This is a genomic window from Corynebacterium drakensteinense (assembly GCF_041224285.1).
In the GTDB taxonomy this organism is placed as follows: Bacteria; Actinomycetota; Actinomycetes; order Mycobacteriales; family Mycobacteriaceae; genus Corynebacterium.
Window position 1 is genome coordinate 211,364 of the sequence record NZ_JAXOFP010000002.1, and the last position, 13,546, is coordinate 224,909.

The window sequence follows — 13,546 nt, forward strand, 5'->3', positions numbered from 1 at the left end:
AAGACCATGATTGTTCATGCACTCGCCTCAGGTGTTCTTAACTACTGTTAGTATACTGCCAGCTTCATACAGAATCCAACAGGATGTAGTGCGCTGGGCATCAGGAAGCCGCAGAGCTAGGAGCCAAAGCCGGCATTGCGCAGGGCATCAGCCATCGCCCCTGCTGGAGAACCGGTGTGTGACTTTTGCGACCGCGCACCACGGCCAGGTTTGCCGCTAGATTTACCTCCAGATTTGCCGTTCTTAGCGCCGGTTTTGCCGCCGCCTTTGGCCACACCACCTTTGCTACCCTGCGCACCCGCACCGGGCTCATCGTCCAAACGCAAGCTCAGCCCAATGCGTTGACGATCAACATCAACGTCCATGACCTTGACCTGCACGATATCGCCAGAGCGCACCACCGTGTGCGGATCTGACACGAACTTGCTGCTCATCGCCGAGATATGCACCAGGCCGTCTTGGTGCACCCCGACGTCAACGAACGCGCCGAATGCTGCCACGTTCGTCACAGTACCCTCCAAAATCATGCCGGGCTGCAGATCGGAGACTTTCGTGACCCCTTCTTTGAAGCTAGCCGTGCGGAATTCTGGACGCGGATCTCGCCCTGGTTTATCGAGCTCAGTAATAATATCGGCGACCGTCAGGGCACCAAATTCTGCGTCCGCGAAGTGCTCAGGTCGCAGCCGTGACAACCGCTGCGAATCCCCGATCAGGTCACCGACACCAACCCCAACGTCGGCGGCGATCTTCTTCACCACTGGGTAGGCCTCGGGGTGAACCGCAGAGGCATCCAAAGGATTGTCTCCATCAATAATGCGCAAAAACCCCGCCGCCTGTTCAAAGGCTTTGGGACCCAAACGCGGCACTTTCGACAATTCCTTGCGGGTAGCGAACCGACCATTCTCGTGACGGTAGGTCACCAGGTTTTCTGCAACGGTGGCGTTCAACCCGGCCACGCGCTCTAACAGCGGTACAGAGGCAGTGTTGACATCCACTCCCACGCTGTTCACCGCATCCTCGACGACGTCGTCAAGCGCCCGCGCCAAATTCGCCTGGTTCACATCGTGCTGGTACTGCCCGACGCCGATGGATTTCGGATCAATCTTGACCAACTCAGCCAACGGATCCTGCAAACGCCGCGCAATCGAGACCGCACCACGCAGCGACACATCCATCTCTGGCAACTCGGTGGCTGCCTGCTCCGAAGCGGAATATACCGAGGCGCCGGATTCTGAAACCACCACGACTTGCGGGCGCGCATCCAGCTTGTCGACGACCTCCGCCGCCAGTTCTTCAGATTCGCGCGACGCCGTGCCATTGCCGACGGCCACCAATTCCACATCGTGCTTAGCGCACAAATCGTGCAAAGTTGCTAGTGCCTGCTGCCATTGTTTCTGCGGCTGGTGTGGGTAAACCACCGCGGTATCGACGACCTTGCCGGTGGCATCGACCACCGCGCATTTCACGCCGTTACGGTAGCCCGGGTCCATCCCCAACGTGGCTTTTTGCCCAGCTGGTGCGGCTAGCAACACATCGCGCAGGTTCGTCGAAAAGACCTTCAAGGCCTCCTCTTCGGCGAAGCTGCGCAGGCGGTTACGCGCATCCAACCCCGCAGAGACCATCAGTTTGGTACGCCACCCCCAGCGCACGGCCTGCCCCAGCCACTTCGAGGTCTGGGTATCCAAATCGCAGTGTTCGGCAATGAGATGTTCAAAGCCGGCATCGTCGCCACCAGCGAACTCGAGCTGGATAACGCCTTCGGTATCCGCGCGCAGCAGCGCCAGAATGCGGTGCGAGGGCAGCTTGGTCAGTTCTTGGGAGAAGTCGAAGTAGTCGCGGAATTTCGCGCCTTCGGCTTCCTTGCCAGCGACTACCTGCGCGCGTAGCTCGCCTTCGCTGTAAAATTTTTCGCGAACTTGGCCGACCAGATCGGCATCCAAGGCGAAGCGGTCGACCAAAATTGCGCGAGCACCGTCCAAAGCTGATTTGGCATCGGAGTAGCCGTCGACAAGAAAATCCTGTGCGGCGGCTTCTGGGTCCAGCGAGGGGTTGTCGATAAGCGCGTCGGTCAGCGGCTCCAGGCCGGCCTCGCGGGCTTTGTCGGCTTTGGTCTTGCGGCGCTTTTTGTATGGCAGGTAGAGATCTTCCAGGCGCGCTTTGGAATCACACTCGATGATTGCCGTGCGTAACTCGTCGTTAAGCTGGCCTTGTTCCTCGATCGCGGCGAGGATAGTTTGTTTGCGTGATTCGAGTTCTTCCAGGTAATCCGCGCGTTGTTGGATGTGGCGCAGCTGGCTATCATCCAACGCCCCGGTGGCTTCCTTGCGGTAGCGGGCGATAAACGGAACGGTGTTGCCTTCCGCAAGCAGGGACAAAGCCGCCTGCACACGGTTGGTCGCGACCTCTAATTCTTCGGCAATAACACGTGCGATCATTAGGCTAAGCCTAGTTATTCGCCGCCGTCGCCACCACCCCTGCTTGCCGGGTCGGCCGCAACCCCAGCCGCGTGCCCGGCTTCTTCTTCGGCCTCCTGCTGTGCTTTAGCGAGCACAGCTCGGTCGTGTTTCGACAGCTCAACCTGTTCTAAGAGCTCTGGGCGACGCTGCCAAGTTCGCAGCAACGATTGTTCCCTGCGCCACTGTTCTACTTTGCCGTGGTGGCCCGAGGTAAGTACTTCTGGGATTTCCCGTCCGCGCCACACCCGCGGTTTGGTGTACGACGGCGCTTCCAACAGGCCGTCCGAAAACGAATCTTCCTGGTGCGAGCGTTGGTTGCCCAACACCCCGGGAATCAGCCGCACGATGGCTTCGGCGATCACCAAGGTGGCGACTTCCCCGCCAATCAACACGTAATCGCCGACAGAGACTTCGCGCACACGGTAGCGGTTGGCAGCATCATCGATGACGCGTTGGTCGATGCCCTCGTAGCGCCCGCAGGCAAAGACTATGTGGTGCTCGTTCGACCACGCTTGGGCTTGCTGCTGGCTAAACACCGCACCCGCAGGGCTGGGAACCAACAACAGCGGTGCTGCGGGATCTTCACCGTCGCGGATGTCGCGGCCGTCGTAGCGAGTCGGGATGGTGCCAGCGAGTTCATCGTGGGTTGCACCGTGAACGTGGTGTGCCGCCGAGTCCAGTTGGCTCGCAGGGCTACCAGCACCGCATGCGATGTCGTCGAGCGCGGGCCCCCATACCTCTGGTTTCATGACCATTCCGGGCCCACCACCGTATGGCGAATCGTCAACCGATTTATGCACGCCGGTGGCCCAGTCGCGCAGGTCATGCACGCCCACGCTGATCAGTTCACGCTCGATTGCCCGACCGAGCAGCGCGTGGCGTAGCGGTTGTAGGTATTCCGGGAAAATGGAGACGACGTCTAGCCTCACAGGTCCAATAATCCTTCCGGCGGGGTGATCATGATGGTTTCAGCATCGAGGTCGACCTCGGCAATAAACTCGTCGACGAAAGGCACGAGTGCGTCTCGTCCATTATCCAGCGCGATTTCCAGCAAGCTCCGGTTGATGGTCTCGACCACCCCGGTAACCTCGCCGATGGCTGTGCCCTCATGCCAGACCCGCAGGCCCTCCAGGTCGTGGTCATAGTAACCGTCGTCATCGGATTCGTCGGCAGGGGCGAAAAACTCCATGCCCCGCAGGGATTCTGCGTGAGTGCGGTCGGTAATCTCCGCAAAAGAAATAAGCCAGCGCCCCTTGTGCGGGCGTGCGCCGGTAATGCGCAGCGACTGCGTGCGTCCTGCTTGTCGGCCGTCGACGACGGTCTCGGGGCTGAAGCGTCCTTCTGGGTCGTCTGTGGTGGCATCCACGACTACTTCGCCGCGGATGCCGTGGGTCTTGATTACTCGACCAATGCGTACGTCCATATCCACTAACCTAGCGCGGCGCTATGGTCTGTTTGCCGACGGGCTGGTGTTAGCACGTTGGTCGGCGTCGGCTGGCGCAGCGCAGTGGTATTGGCTGGCGCAGTGGTATTGCAACAGAAAAACCGCGCGAGCCCCGTTGGGGAACTTCACGCGGTGAAATCTAGACGGCTAAGCATCTCGGCCGACTCAGCCGTTGGCGATTAGTCGTTGGACTCTGCCTCTGCCTCAGCTTCGCCTTCGGCAGCAGCAGCTTTTTCAGCTTCTGCCTTTTCCTTAGCAGCCTTAGCTTCAGCTTCTTCCTTGGCCTTCTTCTTCTTTTCGGTGATGGCCTCGATGGAAGGGCCGTTGTTAGCCTCTTCCAGAGCCTTGTTGAACAGCTCCAGCTTGGAAGGCTTTGCTTCTACCTTCTTCAGGGTGCCTTCTGCACCAGGCAGACCCTTGTGCTTCTGCCAGTCACCGGTAACCTTCAGCAGAGCCAGAACAGGCTCGGTTGGCTGTGCACCAACGGACAGCCAGTACTGAGCGCGCTCGGAGTCGATGTCGATCAGGGATGGCTCCTGCTTTGGCTGGTAGCGACCGATAACCTCGATCTCTTTGCCGTCGCGGCGGGTGCGCGAGTCAGCGATGACCACACGGTATTGTGGGGTACGAATCTTGCCGAGGCGTTGCAGTTTAATCTTGACAGCCATTGTTGGCTCCTTTTCTTGCTAGAGATTCACTGGGCAGTGCAGACACCTGCGGTAGCAGGCCGGTTCAACCCTTGGATTAGTCTGCGCGTGATCCCAACCGCGACGACCGTAGACGCACGCGGTGTTACGCAGATACACAGACAGCGGATAATCTTAGCTTGCCACCCCCGACGAAGCAAACCCTCGACTACAATATCTCGACTGAAACATCCAGGCATCACCTCCATCCCCGACGCGAGCACCCTATACACAGCCGTCGAAAAGCGCGCTGCCCCCTGCCAACTAGGGAAGATTAACTGCAAGCGTTAAACTACCGGGGAACGTTTTTCCGCACTGGGCTTTGCGTGATAGTCATTCCCTGATGGGCTTTCCGCGATTGTCCCGGCATCAATTATCACGAATACCGATCTTAACCTGTTGTGACCCAAACACTAGACAAGCCTTCCTACCGCTATGACTTGGATGGCCTCCGCGGCCTGGCCATCGCTCTAGTGGTAGTTTTTCACGTCTTCGTCGGCCGTGTCTCTGGCGGCGTCGATGTGTTCTTGCTGTTGTCGGGCTATTTCTTCCTCGGTTCGCAACTGCGCTATGCCACACGCGCCAATGCCTCGCTCAACCCGTGGTGGCCACTCTGGCGCACGATTAGACGGCTCGTGCCAGCGCTCGCGTTGGTCATCGCGGTCACCGTCGTGCTGGTGTTCACCACCACACCGTGGCTAATGAGTATCGATTTTGCCCAGCAGATCACCGCCAGCCTGCTGTACTACCAGAACTGGGAACTCACCCGGCAAGATGCCGCCTATGCCGCCGCTGCCCCGGAGATCTCCCCTCTACAGCACTTGTGGTCAATGTCTGTCCAAGGGCAGTTCTATCTTGCTGCCATAATTTTCGCCTTAGTGCTGGCCTGGCTTCTGCGTTCCCGCCGCTCACACATCAACCGGGTGGCCGGCCCGATTTTGCTCGTCGTCACGCTCATTTCTTTCGGCTACGCATCCCGATTCGGCTGGTACGGCACACCGGAAAACTATTATTCGACGGTTTCGCGTGTCTGGGAGCTCACCCTCGGTGCCGTTCTAGTGGTTTATGGCAGCAAACTCACGCTGCCACGTTGGCTGGCCGACGTCACCGGCGTCGTCGGTCTGGTGCTGTTGTTTGCCACTGGCATCATCGTCGAAGACTCCACTGCCTACCCCGGACCGTTGTCCTTATTGCCAATCGGCGGCGCAGTCTTGTTGATCCTCGGCGGTAACGGTTATCTCGCTCGCGGCCTGGCGACCCGCCCGATGCGTTGGCTCGGCGACATTGCATACTCGCTGTATTTGTGGCACTGGTCGCTGTTGATCTTGGCGACGAACTACTGGAATCAATCGAGCCCGAGCGCGGTGCTGGGAGTCAGCATCATTGCCGTCTCGCTGCTGCTGGCGTGGCTGACCTACCAGTTCGTCGAAAAGCCACTGCGGCAACACAGCAAACGCCGCAACAAAACCTCATCCAAGGTGGTCTGGCGTGGGCAGCTCCGAGAGCACCCTGGCAAAGTTACGGGCGCAGTCGTGACGGTGATCGCCGTACTCGCGTTGTCTGCTGTGCAACCCTGGTGGACCCAACGCTTGCACGCCGAACGCAACCAACCGTTGCCACCGGATATCTATCCCGGAGTGCTGGCGCAGTTTGACGCCAAGGTACCGGAAGGAATCGACACCGCGCCTGATCCACAGCTGGTATCTAGCTTGCAGCCCGTCGTCTCTGAGGTGCATTGCTTCGTGCCAAGCTCATTTCCTTCGACGGCTGTGCAATTCGAAGAATCTCGTTATGGCGAGCCGTGTGTATTCGGTGACCGCGCAGCGGACAAGACGGTGTATTTAGTAGGTGGATCGCACTCTGAGCAGTGGTCTGGACCGCTGGATGCACTCGGGAAACAATACGGCTTCCGCCTGGAGGTTATGCTGCGTGCAGGCTGTCCCGTCGTGACGGGGCCGAAGGATCTGATCATGGGCGCACACCAGATCGACGAAGATTGTTACGACTGGAGCCAACGGGTGATCGACAAGCTTGTCGACGAAAAACCCGACCTGGTGATTTCTAATTCGACCCGTCCCGTGGGGGAATTCGGGCATGGCCCGGATTATGTGCCGTATGGTTATGCGGCTTTCTGGCAGAAGCTTGCCGACGCCGATATCGAATTCGTCGGGCTTCGTGATAATCCTTGGGGCTTCCGCCCCGATGGCGAGCCCTTTGACTTCAGCAATTGCTTAGTCGAAGGCGGGCTGTGTTCCGTTGCGCGTAAGCAGGTCTACCAGGAACGCGACCCCGCCGAGCCGGTCTTGGAGGAGCTCGGAATGGAATCTGTTGATACCGCAGATTGGTTCTGCGGGCCGCGTCGCTGTGAAGTCGTGATCGGTAATATCGCCGTCTACCGCGACATGCACCATATTTCGAATGCATACGCAAAATCGGCCCAGCCTTTGCTGGAGCCGATTATCAAACGTTACATGCGCTAGTAGGCTTATTTCTTTCCGAGATTCAGCTTGCTCAGGTCAATATTTTCCATGCCCGGCGGCATCTGCTGCTGCATTTGCTGCAGGTTTTTCATGGAAGGCATTCCGCCGCCCATAGGCATGTTCGGCATCGCTGGGCCCTGTCCGCCGCCTTTGCCTTTCTTGCGTTTGCCCTTCTTGTTCTTCCGTCCCTTTGGCTTCTTCTTCGTCGCCGAGCGCTTGGAACCACCCATGCCCGGCATGCCAAACTGACCAGCCATTTTACTCATCATCTTCTTGGCCTCAAAGAAGCGCTCGACAAGCTGGTTGACCTCAGAGACTTCTACACCAGAACCGGTGGCAATACGCTTACGTCGTGAAGCATTGAGGATCTTCGGATCGTTGCGCTCAGCGGGAGTCATACCGCGTATGATGGCCTGGATACGGTCGAGCTGTTTTTCGTCGACCATATCGGCCATCTTCGACATTTGGCTGCCGCCAGGCATCATCTTCAGCAGATTGCCGATCGGCCCCATCTTGCGGACCATCATGAGCTGGTCGAGGAAGTCGTTCAGCGTCATCTCGCCGGAGCCGAGCTTGTGGGCGGCTTCCTCGGCTTTTTGCTGGTCCAGGTTTGCCTCGGCCTGCTCGATCAGGGTGAGCATATCGCCCATACCCAAAATGCGGCTGGCCATGCGCTCTGGGTGGAAAACGTCGAAGTCAGTGAGTTTCTCACCGGTAGAGGCATACAGAATCGGTTTACCGGTGACCTCACGGATCGACAGCGCTGCACCACCGCGGGCGTCACCGTCGAGTTTGGTCAACACAACACCGGTGAAGTCGACGCCATCGCGGAAAGCTTCGGCGGTGTGCACGGCGTCCTGGCCGATCATCGAATCGATGACGAACAACACTTCATCCGGGTTGACGGCATCGCGGATATTCCGGGCCTGGGTCATCAGCGTTTCATCAATACCCAACCGGCCCGCGGTGTCGATGATGACGACGTCGTGTTGTGCCTTGCGCGCCTCCTCGATACCCTGCCGGGCAACCTCAACGGGATCGCCGTGCGAGGTACCCATCTCGTGCTGCGAGTCCATCGAGGTACCAGGATCTGGCGCAAAAGTTTTCACACCAGCGCGCTCACCGACGATGCGCAGCTGATTCACCGCTCCCGGACGCTGCAAGTCACAGGCAACCAGCATCGGCGCATGACCTTTGCCTTCCAAGTGCTTGGCAAGCTTGCCGGCCAGCGTGGTCTTACCGGCACCCTGCAGACCCGCCAACATGATGACGGTGGGTGGGTTTTTCGCCAGGTTTAGACGACGAGTTTCGCCACCGAGGATGTCTTGCAATTCCTCGTTGACGATCTTGATGACCTGCTGTGCAGGGTTCAGCGCCTCGGAGACCTCTGCCCCCACGGCGCGCTCTTTGATGCGCTTGATGAAACCACGCACAACGGTAAGCGAGACGTCGGCCTCCAGTAACGCCAGCCGGATTTCCCGGGCAGTGGCGTTGATATCAGCTTCAGTCAGTTTGCCCTTGCCGCGAAGCCCTTTCAGGGCAGATTGTAGCCTGTCGGACAATGACTCAAACACGTCGTGTAACTCCCTACCGTTGGCATTTACTAGCCCTACCAGCCTAGCCGGTTTCACCCGCGCAGGTCATATCAACCCGCACTAGATCGCTTTTTCACCACGCTCCCCCGTACGCACACGGATGACGTCTTCGACGGTCGTGATCCAGATCTTGCCATCACCGATTTCACCGGTGCATGCGGCCTCGACGATAGCGTCGACCACAGCTTCTACATCATCGTCGACCACAATCAGCTCGATCTTGGTTTTCGGCACAAACGAGGTCGCATATTCCGCACCGCGGTAGATTTCTTTGTTTCCGCGCTGTTGACCAAAGCCTTCGATTTCGGAAACCGTCATGCCTGGCGACCCGATCTTGGCCAGTGCTTCTTGAATGTCGTCGAGTGTAAAGGGCTTGACGACGGCTGTCACGAGTTTCATTGCTTCTCCTTGTTATCAGGGCTTGTCCGGGCTCTTCTGGACGTGTCTCATGGCTCGGTCTGCCCGCTATCTTAGTTTCGGCTCGTGTGGCCACGCACACCACGGCTACTGATGTCGTAGCCGGTTTCACGGTGTCCACCGAAGTCGATGCCATCGGCTTCGATCTGTTCAGAGACGCGCCAGCCCATCGTGGACTTCAGAATCAGCGCGATGATGGTGGTGATGATAATGGTGAAAACCATTGCAATCAGTGCGATCAAGATCTGCACGATCAACAACTTCCAACCTTCCGCACCGCCACCGGTGAAGATGCCGCGATCATTGGCGACGAATGCCACAGCGACCGTGCCCCACAGGCCAGCCACCAAGTGCACGCCAACCACATCGAGCGAGTCATCGAAGCCGAAGCGGAACTTCAAGCCGACGCCCAAGCAACCAAGCATGCCGCCGAAAACACCCAAAAGCAGCGATGTCACCGGGTTGAGATCACCGGCGGCTGGGGTAATGGTTACCAGACCAGCAACTACACCAGAGGCAGCACCCAACGAGGTGCAGTAACCGTCGCGAAGCTTTTCGACGAGCAACCATCCCGTGATCGCCGCCGCAGTAGCCGCAGTAGTGTTCACCCAGGCCAAACCAGCCAAGCCGTCGGCAGCGAAAGCCGAGCCACCGTTGAATCCGAACCAACCAAACCAGAGCATGCCGGCGCCCAGCATGACCATCGGCAGATTGTGCGGACGCTGCACGCTTTTCGGGAATCCTTGGCGCTTACCGACGACGATCGCCAACACCAGGGCTGCAGTACCAGCGGAAATGTGCACGACGGTACCGCCCGCAAAGTCGATTGGGGCGACGAGCGCTTCCCCGCCTTCTGCGCCGAAGATCCAGGCCGTCACGCTGTTGTCGCCTTCAGCCAGGATGCCGCCGCCCCAGACCATGTGCGCAAGTGGGAAATATACGAATGTTGCCCACAACCCACTGAATACCAACCACGTACCAATCTTCACCCGCCCTGCCAGTGCACCCGAGATAATTGCGGTCGAGATCACGGCAAAGGTGAGCTGGAAGCCAATATCAATAATATTGGCATAACCTTCTGCCCCGGCTAGGTAGTCGCCGGAGCCATCGATGATGGAATCTTTGAGTCCGAAAAACTCAAAGGGGCTGGCGACGATCCCGGCCCACGATTGTGTTCCGTAACTCATCGACCAACCCCACAGAATGTAGATCATGCTGACCACGGCGAGTGAACCGAAAGACATCAGCATCATGTTGAGCACACCTCTGCGCTCTGTCATGCCTCCGTAAAAAAGAGCTAACGCTGGAGTCATGAGCAAAACCAGAGATGCGCTCATCAACATCCAGGCGGCATTGCCTACTATTACCGTTTCCATATTTTCTCCTCTCGTGCCTACAACAGATAACGGTAGTACTACAGGTACTAAATATCTATCGAAGAATAGTTAGTTCCCTAATATGGGGTAAGCAAAAAAGCCCCAGGCCGGATGGCCTGGGGCTTGGAGGTTCTTGGGCTAGTCGCGCTTTCGCGCCTGCCCGGTCGCCTGTTTGTACGCAAAATCTGAGGGCGAAACGAATTCACCTTCCCAGACATTTGCCTCGTTAAACTGCACGTCAACGATGGCGACGTGGCGCAGAATGGACGAGCGTGAGATCAGGATAGACCCGATCGCCGAGGTGCCCAGCAACAAAATAATCGCGCCAATCCCGACCACCGCCGTCGACCAGCTCGGCTCCAATAAGAACACGCCAATGATGATCATAGAGACGCCGAAGCCTGAGGCAGTCGACAGTACGGACATGCGGGCATAAACATCGCGGAATGTGAGCATGCCCGCGCCACAGATAACGAAGTTGGCGGCCCCGATAAGGATGAATATCGAGGAAATAATTTCCATAACGTCCATTAACGAGCACCCCTCAACAAAGCACGAGACAGCGAGACCGCGGACAAAAAGCCCACCACCGAGGCCACGAGCATCAGGTCAAAGGTATAACCCGAGCCTTTCAAAAACCCGCTCAGCCCCAACAGCGCGACCAGGACGAACAACAGGAAGTCCGCGGCGGATACACGGTCAGATCGCGTAGGCCCGACCAGCATGCGGTATGCGGCTGGGAGAGCCGACAGGGCGATCATGACGATTGCGATTGCGATTACGGTTGTCATTTGGCGTCCTCATTCAGTCGCGGACGGAACATAATTCCTTTAAGCATGCGTTCTTCCATATCCCGCAGATCTTCACGCAGTTCATCGGCCGATTTGTTGTACATGCCGTGCACATACATGATGCGCACACCATCTTTGGTCTCGCCCGCACCGACGACGAGCGTGCCCGGTGTGATAGTCACCAGCGCTGCGAACAACGTGTAGTGACCTGCCTTGAAGCAGCGCGACTCGTAGCAAGCAACACCCGGGGTGGAATCGTGGCCGCGGGAGATGATGTCGCGGATCACCGACATGTTGGCGACCACGAACTCTTTCAGGTACCACAGCCAAAAACCGATCATGCGGAATGGCCACGTCAGAATATCCATTAGTTCTTCACCGCCTCGACATAGCTGGAGGTATCCATCAGGTTATTCGCGGCCACCTCAGAAAATTGCATCAAGTATTCACCGCCGATGCCCAGCACCAGCGTGATCACTGCGGTAATCACAGCCGGAGCTGCCAACCAGAAACCAATACGGGATTTCGGTTTCGTGGAGGTTTCGGTCAAAGTCTGCGAGTCGCTGCGAGTGTAGGTCGCGACACCGCCACCCAACGTGGCGTGCGCACCGTCGGGGTCTTGGCCCTCGGCTGGATCCGGAACCGGCGTTTTCGGGTCGCCCCAGAATACTCCGCCCCAAATCTTCAGCATGGACAGAAGAGTGAACAGAGACACAACCACCATGACGGCCAGCGCATAGATCCAACCAGAATCCCAGGTGGCCATCATCAGCGAGAACTTCGCGACGAAACCAGAAAATGGTGGAATACCAGCCAACGAGAGCGCAGCAACGAAGAATGCCACGGCCATGATTGGCTCGCGTTTCGCCATCGCGGTAACTTTGCCCAACTCACCAGTGCCGTATTTCACTTCGATGGCACCAGTCGACATAAACAGCGAGGCTTTCACGATCATGTGGTGAACCAGGTAGAAAATGCCGGCTGCCATACCAAGCTCAGTGAACAACGCGACACCCATCATGATGTAGCCCAGCTGCGAGACCATGTGGAAGGCAAGAATCGAACGGGTGGTCTTTTCACCGACCGCACCTAACACGCCGACCAGCATCGTCAGGCTGAAAAGGGCCACCATGACCCACAAGAAGCGCTCGTCGCCGTCGAAAAGCACCGCGTAAATGCGGTAGATCATGTAGACGCCGACCTTGGTGTGCAGGCCAGAAAACAGCGCGGTGATCGCTGGGCTGGTATACGGATAGGTCTGCGCCAACCAGGAGTGTACCGGCACGATCGAGGCCTTGATGAACATCGCCAACAGGCACACTGAGCCTGCCAACGCGACGGCTGGGTCTTCTTTCGCTGCACCGGCTAGCTCGGCGAGGTTGATGCTGCCCGCGGTGCCGTACACCAGGCCGACTCCGACCATGTACAGCGTCGAGCCCAACAGGTTCGAGGCGATGAACAAGCGCATGCCGCCAACCAGCAAAGATCCACCGCGCTTGTGAATCGTCAGCGCGTACAGCCCGTAGGACGGCAGCAGCATGATCTCCAAGCAGACGAAGAAGTTAAACAAATCGCCGGTGAGGATGGCACCGAAGACACCCGCCATCAAGATCAAAATCAGAGGGGCGGAAAAACGTTGCTTCGTCAGACCACTCGCTGCGGCAAACCAGGCGCACACCAGGCCGAGCACGGCCGTCGTCACGAGCATCAGCACCGCGAACATATCGGCAACGAAGGGAATCGAATAGCCGAAGCCCCACATGCCAATGCCGTGGGCAATGGTCTGCCCGTCAGATACCAGCGGGAACAGCGCTACGGAGGCGATAACGGCGCCGATGAGGGTGGCAAACAAAACGAAGTCTTGCAGGAACTGGAAGCGGTGGCCGACAACCAGCACGCCACCCAAAATCAGTGGTAGCGCAGTAAACAGTGGTAGTAGTGCAGCTATATCCATTACAGAACCACATCCTGCTCGCGTGCGAGGTTAACTTCTGGGCGGGTGGCGTCATCCTTCTTTCCGACGGCGGCGGTCACGAACATCAGCACCGAGATAGAGAAGGAAATAACGATGGCGGTCAACACCAGCGCCTGCGGCAGCGGGTCTGCCGCTTCGGCAACGGCAGCAGCGTCGTGGCTACCGAATGGTTCGTTGCGCGAGGCAGTGCCACCGGCGGCAATAAGAATCAGGTTGGCGCCGTGCGAAAGCAGCGTAAAGCCGAGCGCAATGCGCAGCATGTCCCGGCGCATCATCAGATACACCGCGCAGCCGACAAGCAAGCCGGCAGAAATGGCGAGAGTCAT

13 protein-coding genes are annotated in these 13,546 nt (G+C 58.0%); 1 reads left to right on the forward strand and 12 read right to left on the reverse strand.

Going from position 1 to position 13,546, the window contains the following annotated elements; translation table 11 throughout:
• Window positions 1-116: 116 nt before the first annotated feature.
• The 4 genes from U1140_RS02395 to rpsP all read right to left on the reverse strand — a co-directional run bounded on the left by U1140_RS02395 (window position 117) and on the right by rpsP (window position 4,568).
• A complete protein-coding gene (locus tag U1140_RS02395; RefSeq protein ID WP_369845856.1) occupies window positions 117-2,435 on the reverse strand; it encodes a Tex family protein in 2,319 nt (772 codons plus the stop codon).
• 14 nt (window positions 2,436-2,449) lie between these two features.
• Window positions 2,450-3,385 (reverse strand): tRNA (guanosine(37)-N1)-methyltransferase TrmD, encoded by a 936-nt coding sequence (gene trmD / locus U1140_RS02400; RefSeq protein WP_369845858.1) that lies wholly within the window; start codon window positions 3,383-3,385, stop codon window positions 2,450-2,452.
• On the reverse strand, window positions 3,382-3,879 hold the full coding sequence (gene rimM / locus U1140_RS02405) for a ribosome maturation factor RimM (RefSeq protein WP_369845860.1): 498 nt from the start codon (window positions 3,877-3,879) through the stop codon (window positions 3,382-3,384). The genes trmD and rimM overlap by 4 nt, the downstream gene beginning before the upstream one ends.
• Window positions 3,880-4,079: 200 nt before the next feature.
• Window positions 4,080-4,568: a 30S ribosomal protein S16 gene (gene rpsP / locus U1140_RS02410; RefSeq protein ID WP_369845862.1), complete on the reverse strand. Its 489-nt coding sequence runs from the start codon at window positions 4,566-4,568 to the stop codon at window positions 4,080-4,082.
• 419 nt (window positions 4,569-4,987) lie between these two features.
• On the opposite strand from rpsP, the gene U1140_RS02415 reads away from it, so the two are divergent.
• On the forward strand, window positions 4,988-7,066 hold the full coding sequence (locus U1140_RS02415; protein ID WP_369845864.1) for an acyltransferase family protein: 2,079 nt from the start codon (window positions 4,988-4,990) through the stop codon (window positions 7,064-7,066).
• Between the two features lie 5 nt (window positions 7,067-7,071).
• Here U1140_RS02415 and ffh read toward each other — a convergent pair whose 3' ends face one another.
• From ffh to U1140_RS02455, 8 genes are all read right to left on the reverse strand, one after another.
• Window positions 7,072-8,640, reverse strand: coding sequence for a signal recognition particle protein (gene ffh, locus U1140_RS02420; protein WP_369845866.1), 1,569 nt, complete (start codon window positions 8,638-8,640; stop codon window positions 7,072-7,074).
• 81 nt (window positions 8,641-8,721) lie between these two features.
• Window positions 8,722-9,060 carry a P-II family nitrogen regulator gene (locus tag U1140_RS02425; RefSeq protein WP_369845868.1) on the reverse strand — a complete coding sequence of 113 codons (339 nt, stop codon included), beginning with the start codon at window positions 9,058-9,060 and terminating at the stop codon, window positions 8,722-8,724.
• A 71-nt stretch (window positions 9,061-9,131) separates the two neighbouring features.
• On the reverse strand, window positions 9,132-10,454 hold the full coding sequence (locus tag U1140_RS02430) for an ammonium transporter (RefSeq protein WP_369845870.1): 1,323 nt from the start codon (window positions 10,452-10,454) through the stop codon (window positions 9,132-9,134).
• Between the two features lie 138 nt (window positions 10,455-10,592).
• Window positions 10,593-10,985, reverse strand: coding sequence for a cation:proton antiporter (locus U1140_RS02435; protein ID WP_369845872.1), 393 nt, complete (start codon window positions 10,983-10,985; stop codon window positions 10,593-10,595).
• Window positions 10,985-11,245, reverse strand: coding sequence for an MrpF/PhaF family protein (locus U1140_RS02440; protein ID WP_018119796.1), 261 nt, complete (start codon window positions 11,243-11,245; stop codon window positions 10,985-10,987). The genes U1140_RS02435 and U1140_RS02440 overlap by 1 nt, the downstream gene beginning before the upstream one ends.
• Complete coding sequence (locus tag U1140_RS02445) at window positions 11,242-11,613, reverse strand: Na+/H+ antiporter subunit E (RefSeq protein WP_369845874.1); 372 nt, start codon at window positions 11,611-11,613, stop codon at window positions 11,242-11,244. The genes U1140_RS02440 and U1140_RS02445 overlap by 4 nt, the downstream gene beginning before the upstream one ends.
• Entirely contained in the window at window positions 11,613-13,199 is a 1,587-nt protein-coding gene (locus U1140_RS02450; RefSeq protein ID WP_369845876.1) for a monovalent cation/H+ antiporter subunit D family protein, read from the reverse strand. Before U1140_RS02450 ends, U1140_RS02445 begins: the two co-directional genes overlap by 1 nt.
• The gene (locus U1140_RS02455; protein ID WP_369845878.1) at window positions 13,199-13,546 is read right to left on the reverse strand and encodes a sodium:proton antiporter; all 348 of its coding nucleotides are present in this window, start codon (window positions 13,544-13,546) and stop codon (window positions 13,199-13,201) included. Before U1140_RS02455 ends, U1140_RS02450 begins: the two co-directional genes overlap by 1 nt.

What these genes read in the sequence shown, in the direction of transcription:
- U1140_RS02395 (WP_369845856.1), bottom strand. Translation starts at nt 2,435, where the DNA reads ATGATCGCACGTGTTATTGCCGAAGAATTAGAGGTCGCGACCAACCGT.
- U1140_RS02440 (WP_018119796.1), bottom strand. Translation starts at nt 11,245, where the DNA reads ATGACAACCGTAATCGCAATCGCAATCGTCATGATCGCCCTGTCGGCT.
- U1140_RS02435 (WP_369845872.1), bottom strand. Translation starts at nt 10,985, where the DNA reads ATGGACGTTATGGAAATTATTTCCTCGATATTCATCCTTATCGGGGCC.
- U1140_RS02450 (WP_369845876.1), bottom strand. Translation starts at nt 13,199, where the DNA reads ATGGATATAGCTGCACTACTACCACTGTTTACTGCGCTACCACTGATT.
- rpsP (WP_369845862.1), bottom strand. Translation starts at nt 4,568, where the DNA reads ATGGCTGTCAAGATTAAACTGCAACGCCTCGGCAAGATTCGTACCCCA.
- U1140_RS02425 (WP_369845868.1), bottom strand. Translation starts at nt 9,060, where the DNA reads ATGAAACTCGTGACAGCCGTCGTCAAGCCCTTTACACTCGACGACATT.
- U1140_RS02430 (WP_369845870.1), bottom strand. Translation starts at nt 10,454, where the DNA reads ATGGAAACGGTAATAGTAGGCAATGCCGCCTGGATGTTGATGAGCGCA.
- U1140_RS02455 (WP_369845878.1), bottom strand. Translation starts at nt 13,546, where the DNA reads ATGACTCTCGCCATTTCTGCCGGCTTGCTTGTCGGCTGCGCGGTGTAT.
- U1140_RS02445 (WP_369845874.1), bottom strand. Translation starts at nt 11,613, where the DNA reads ATGGATATTCTGACGTGGCCATTCCGCATGATCGGTTTTTGGCTGTGG.
- rimM (WP_369845860.1), bottom strand. Translation starts at nt 3,879, where the DNA reads ATGGACGTACGCATTGGTCGAGTAATCAAGACCCACGGCATCCGCGGC.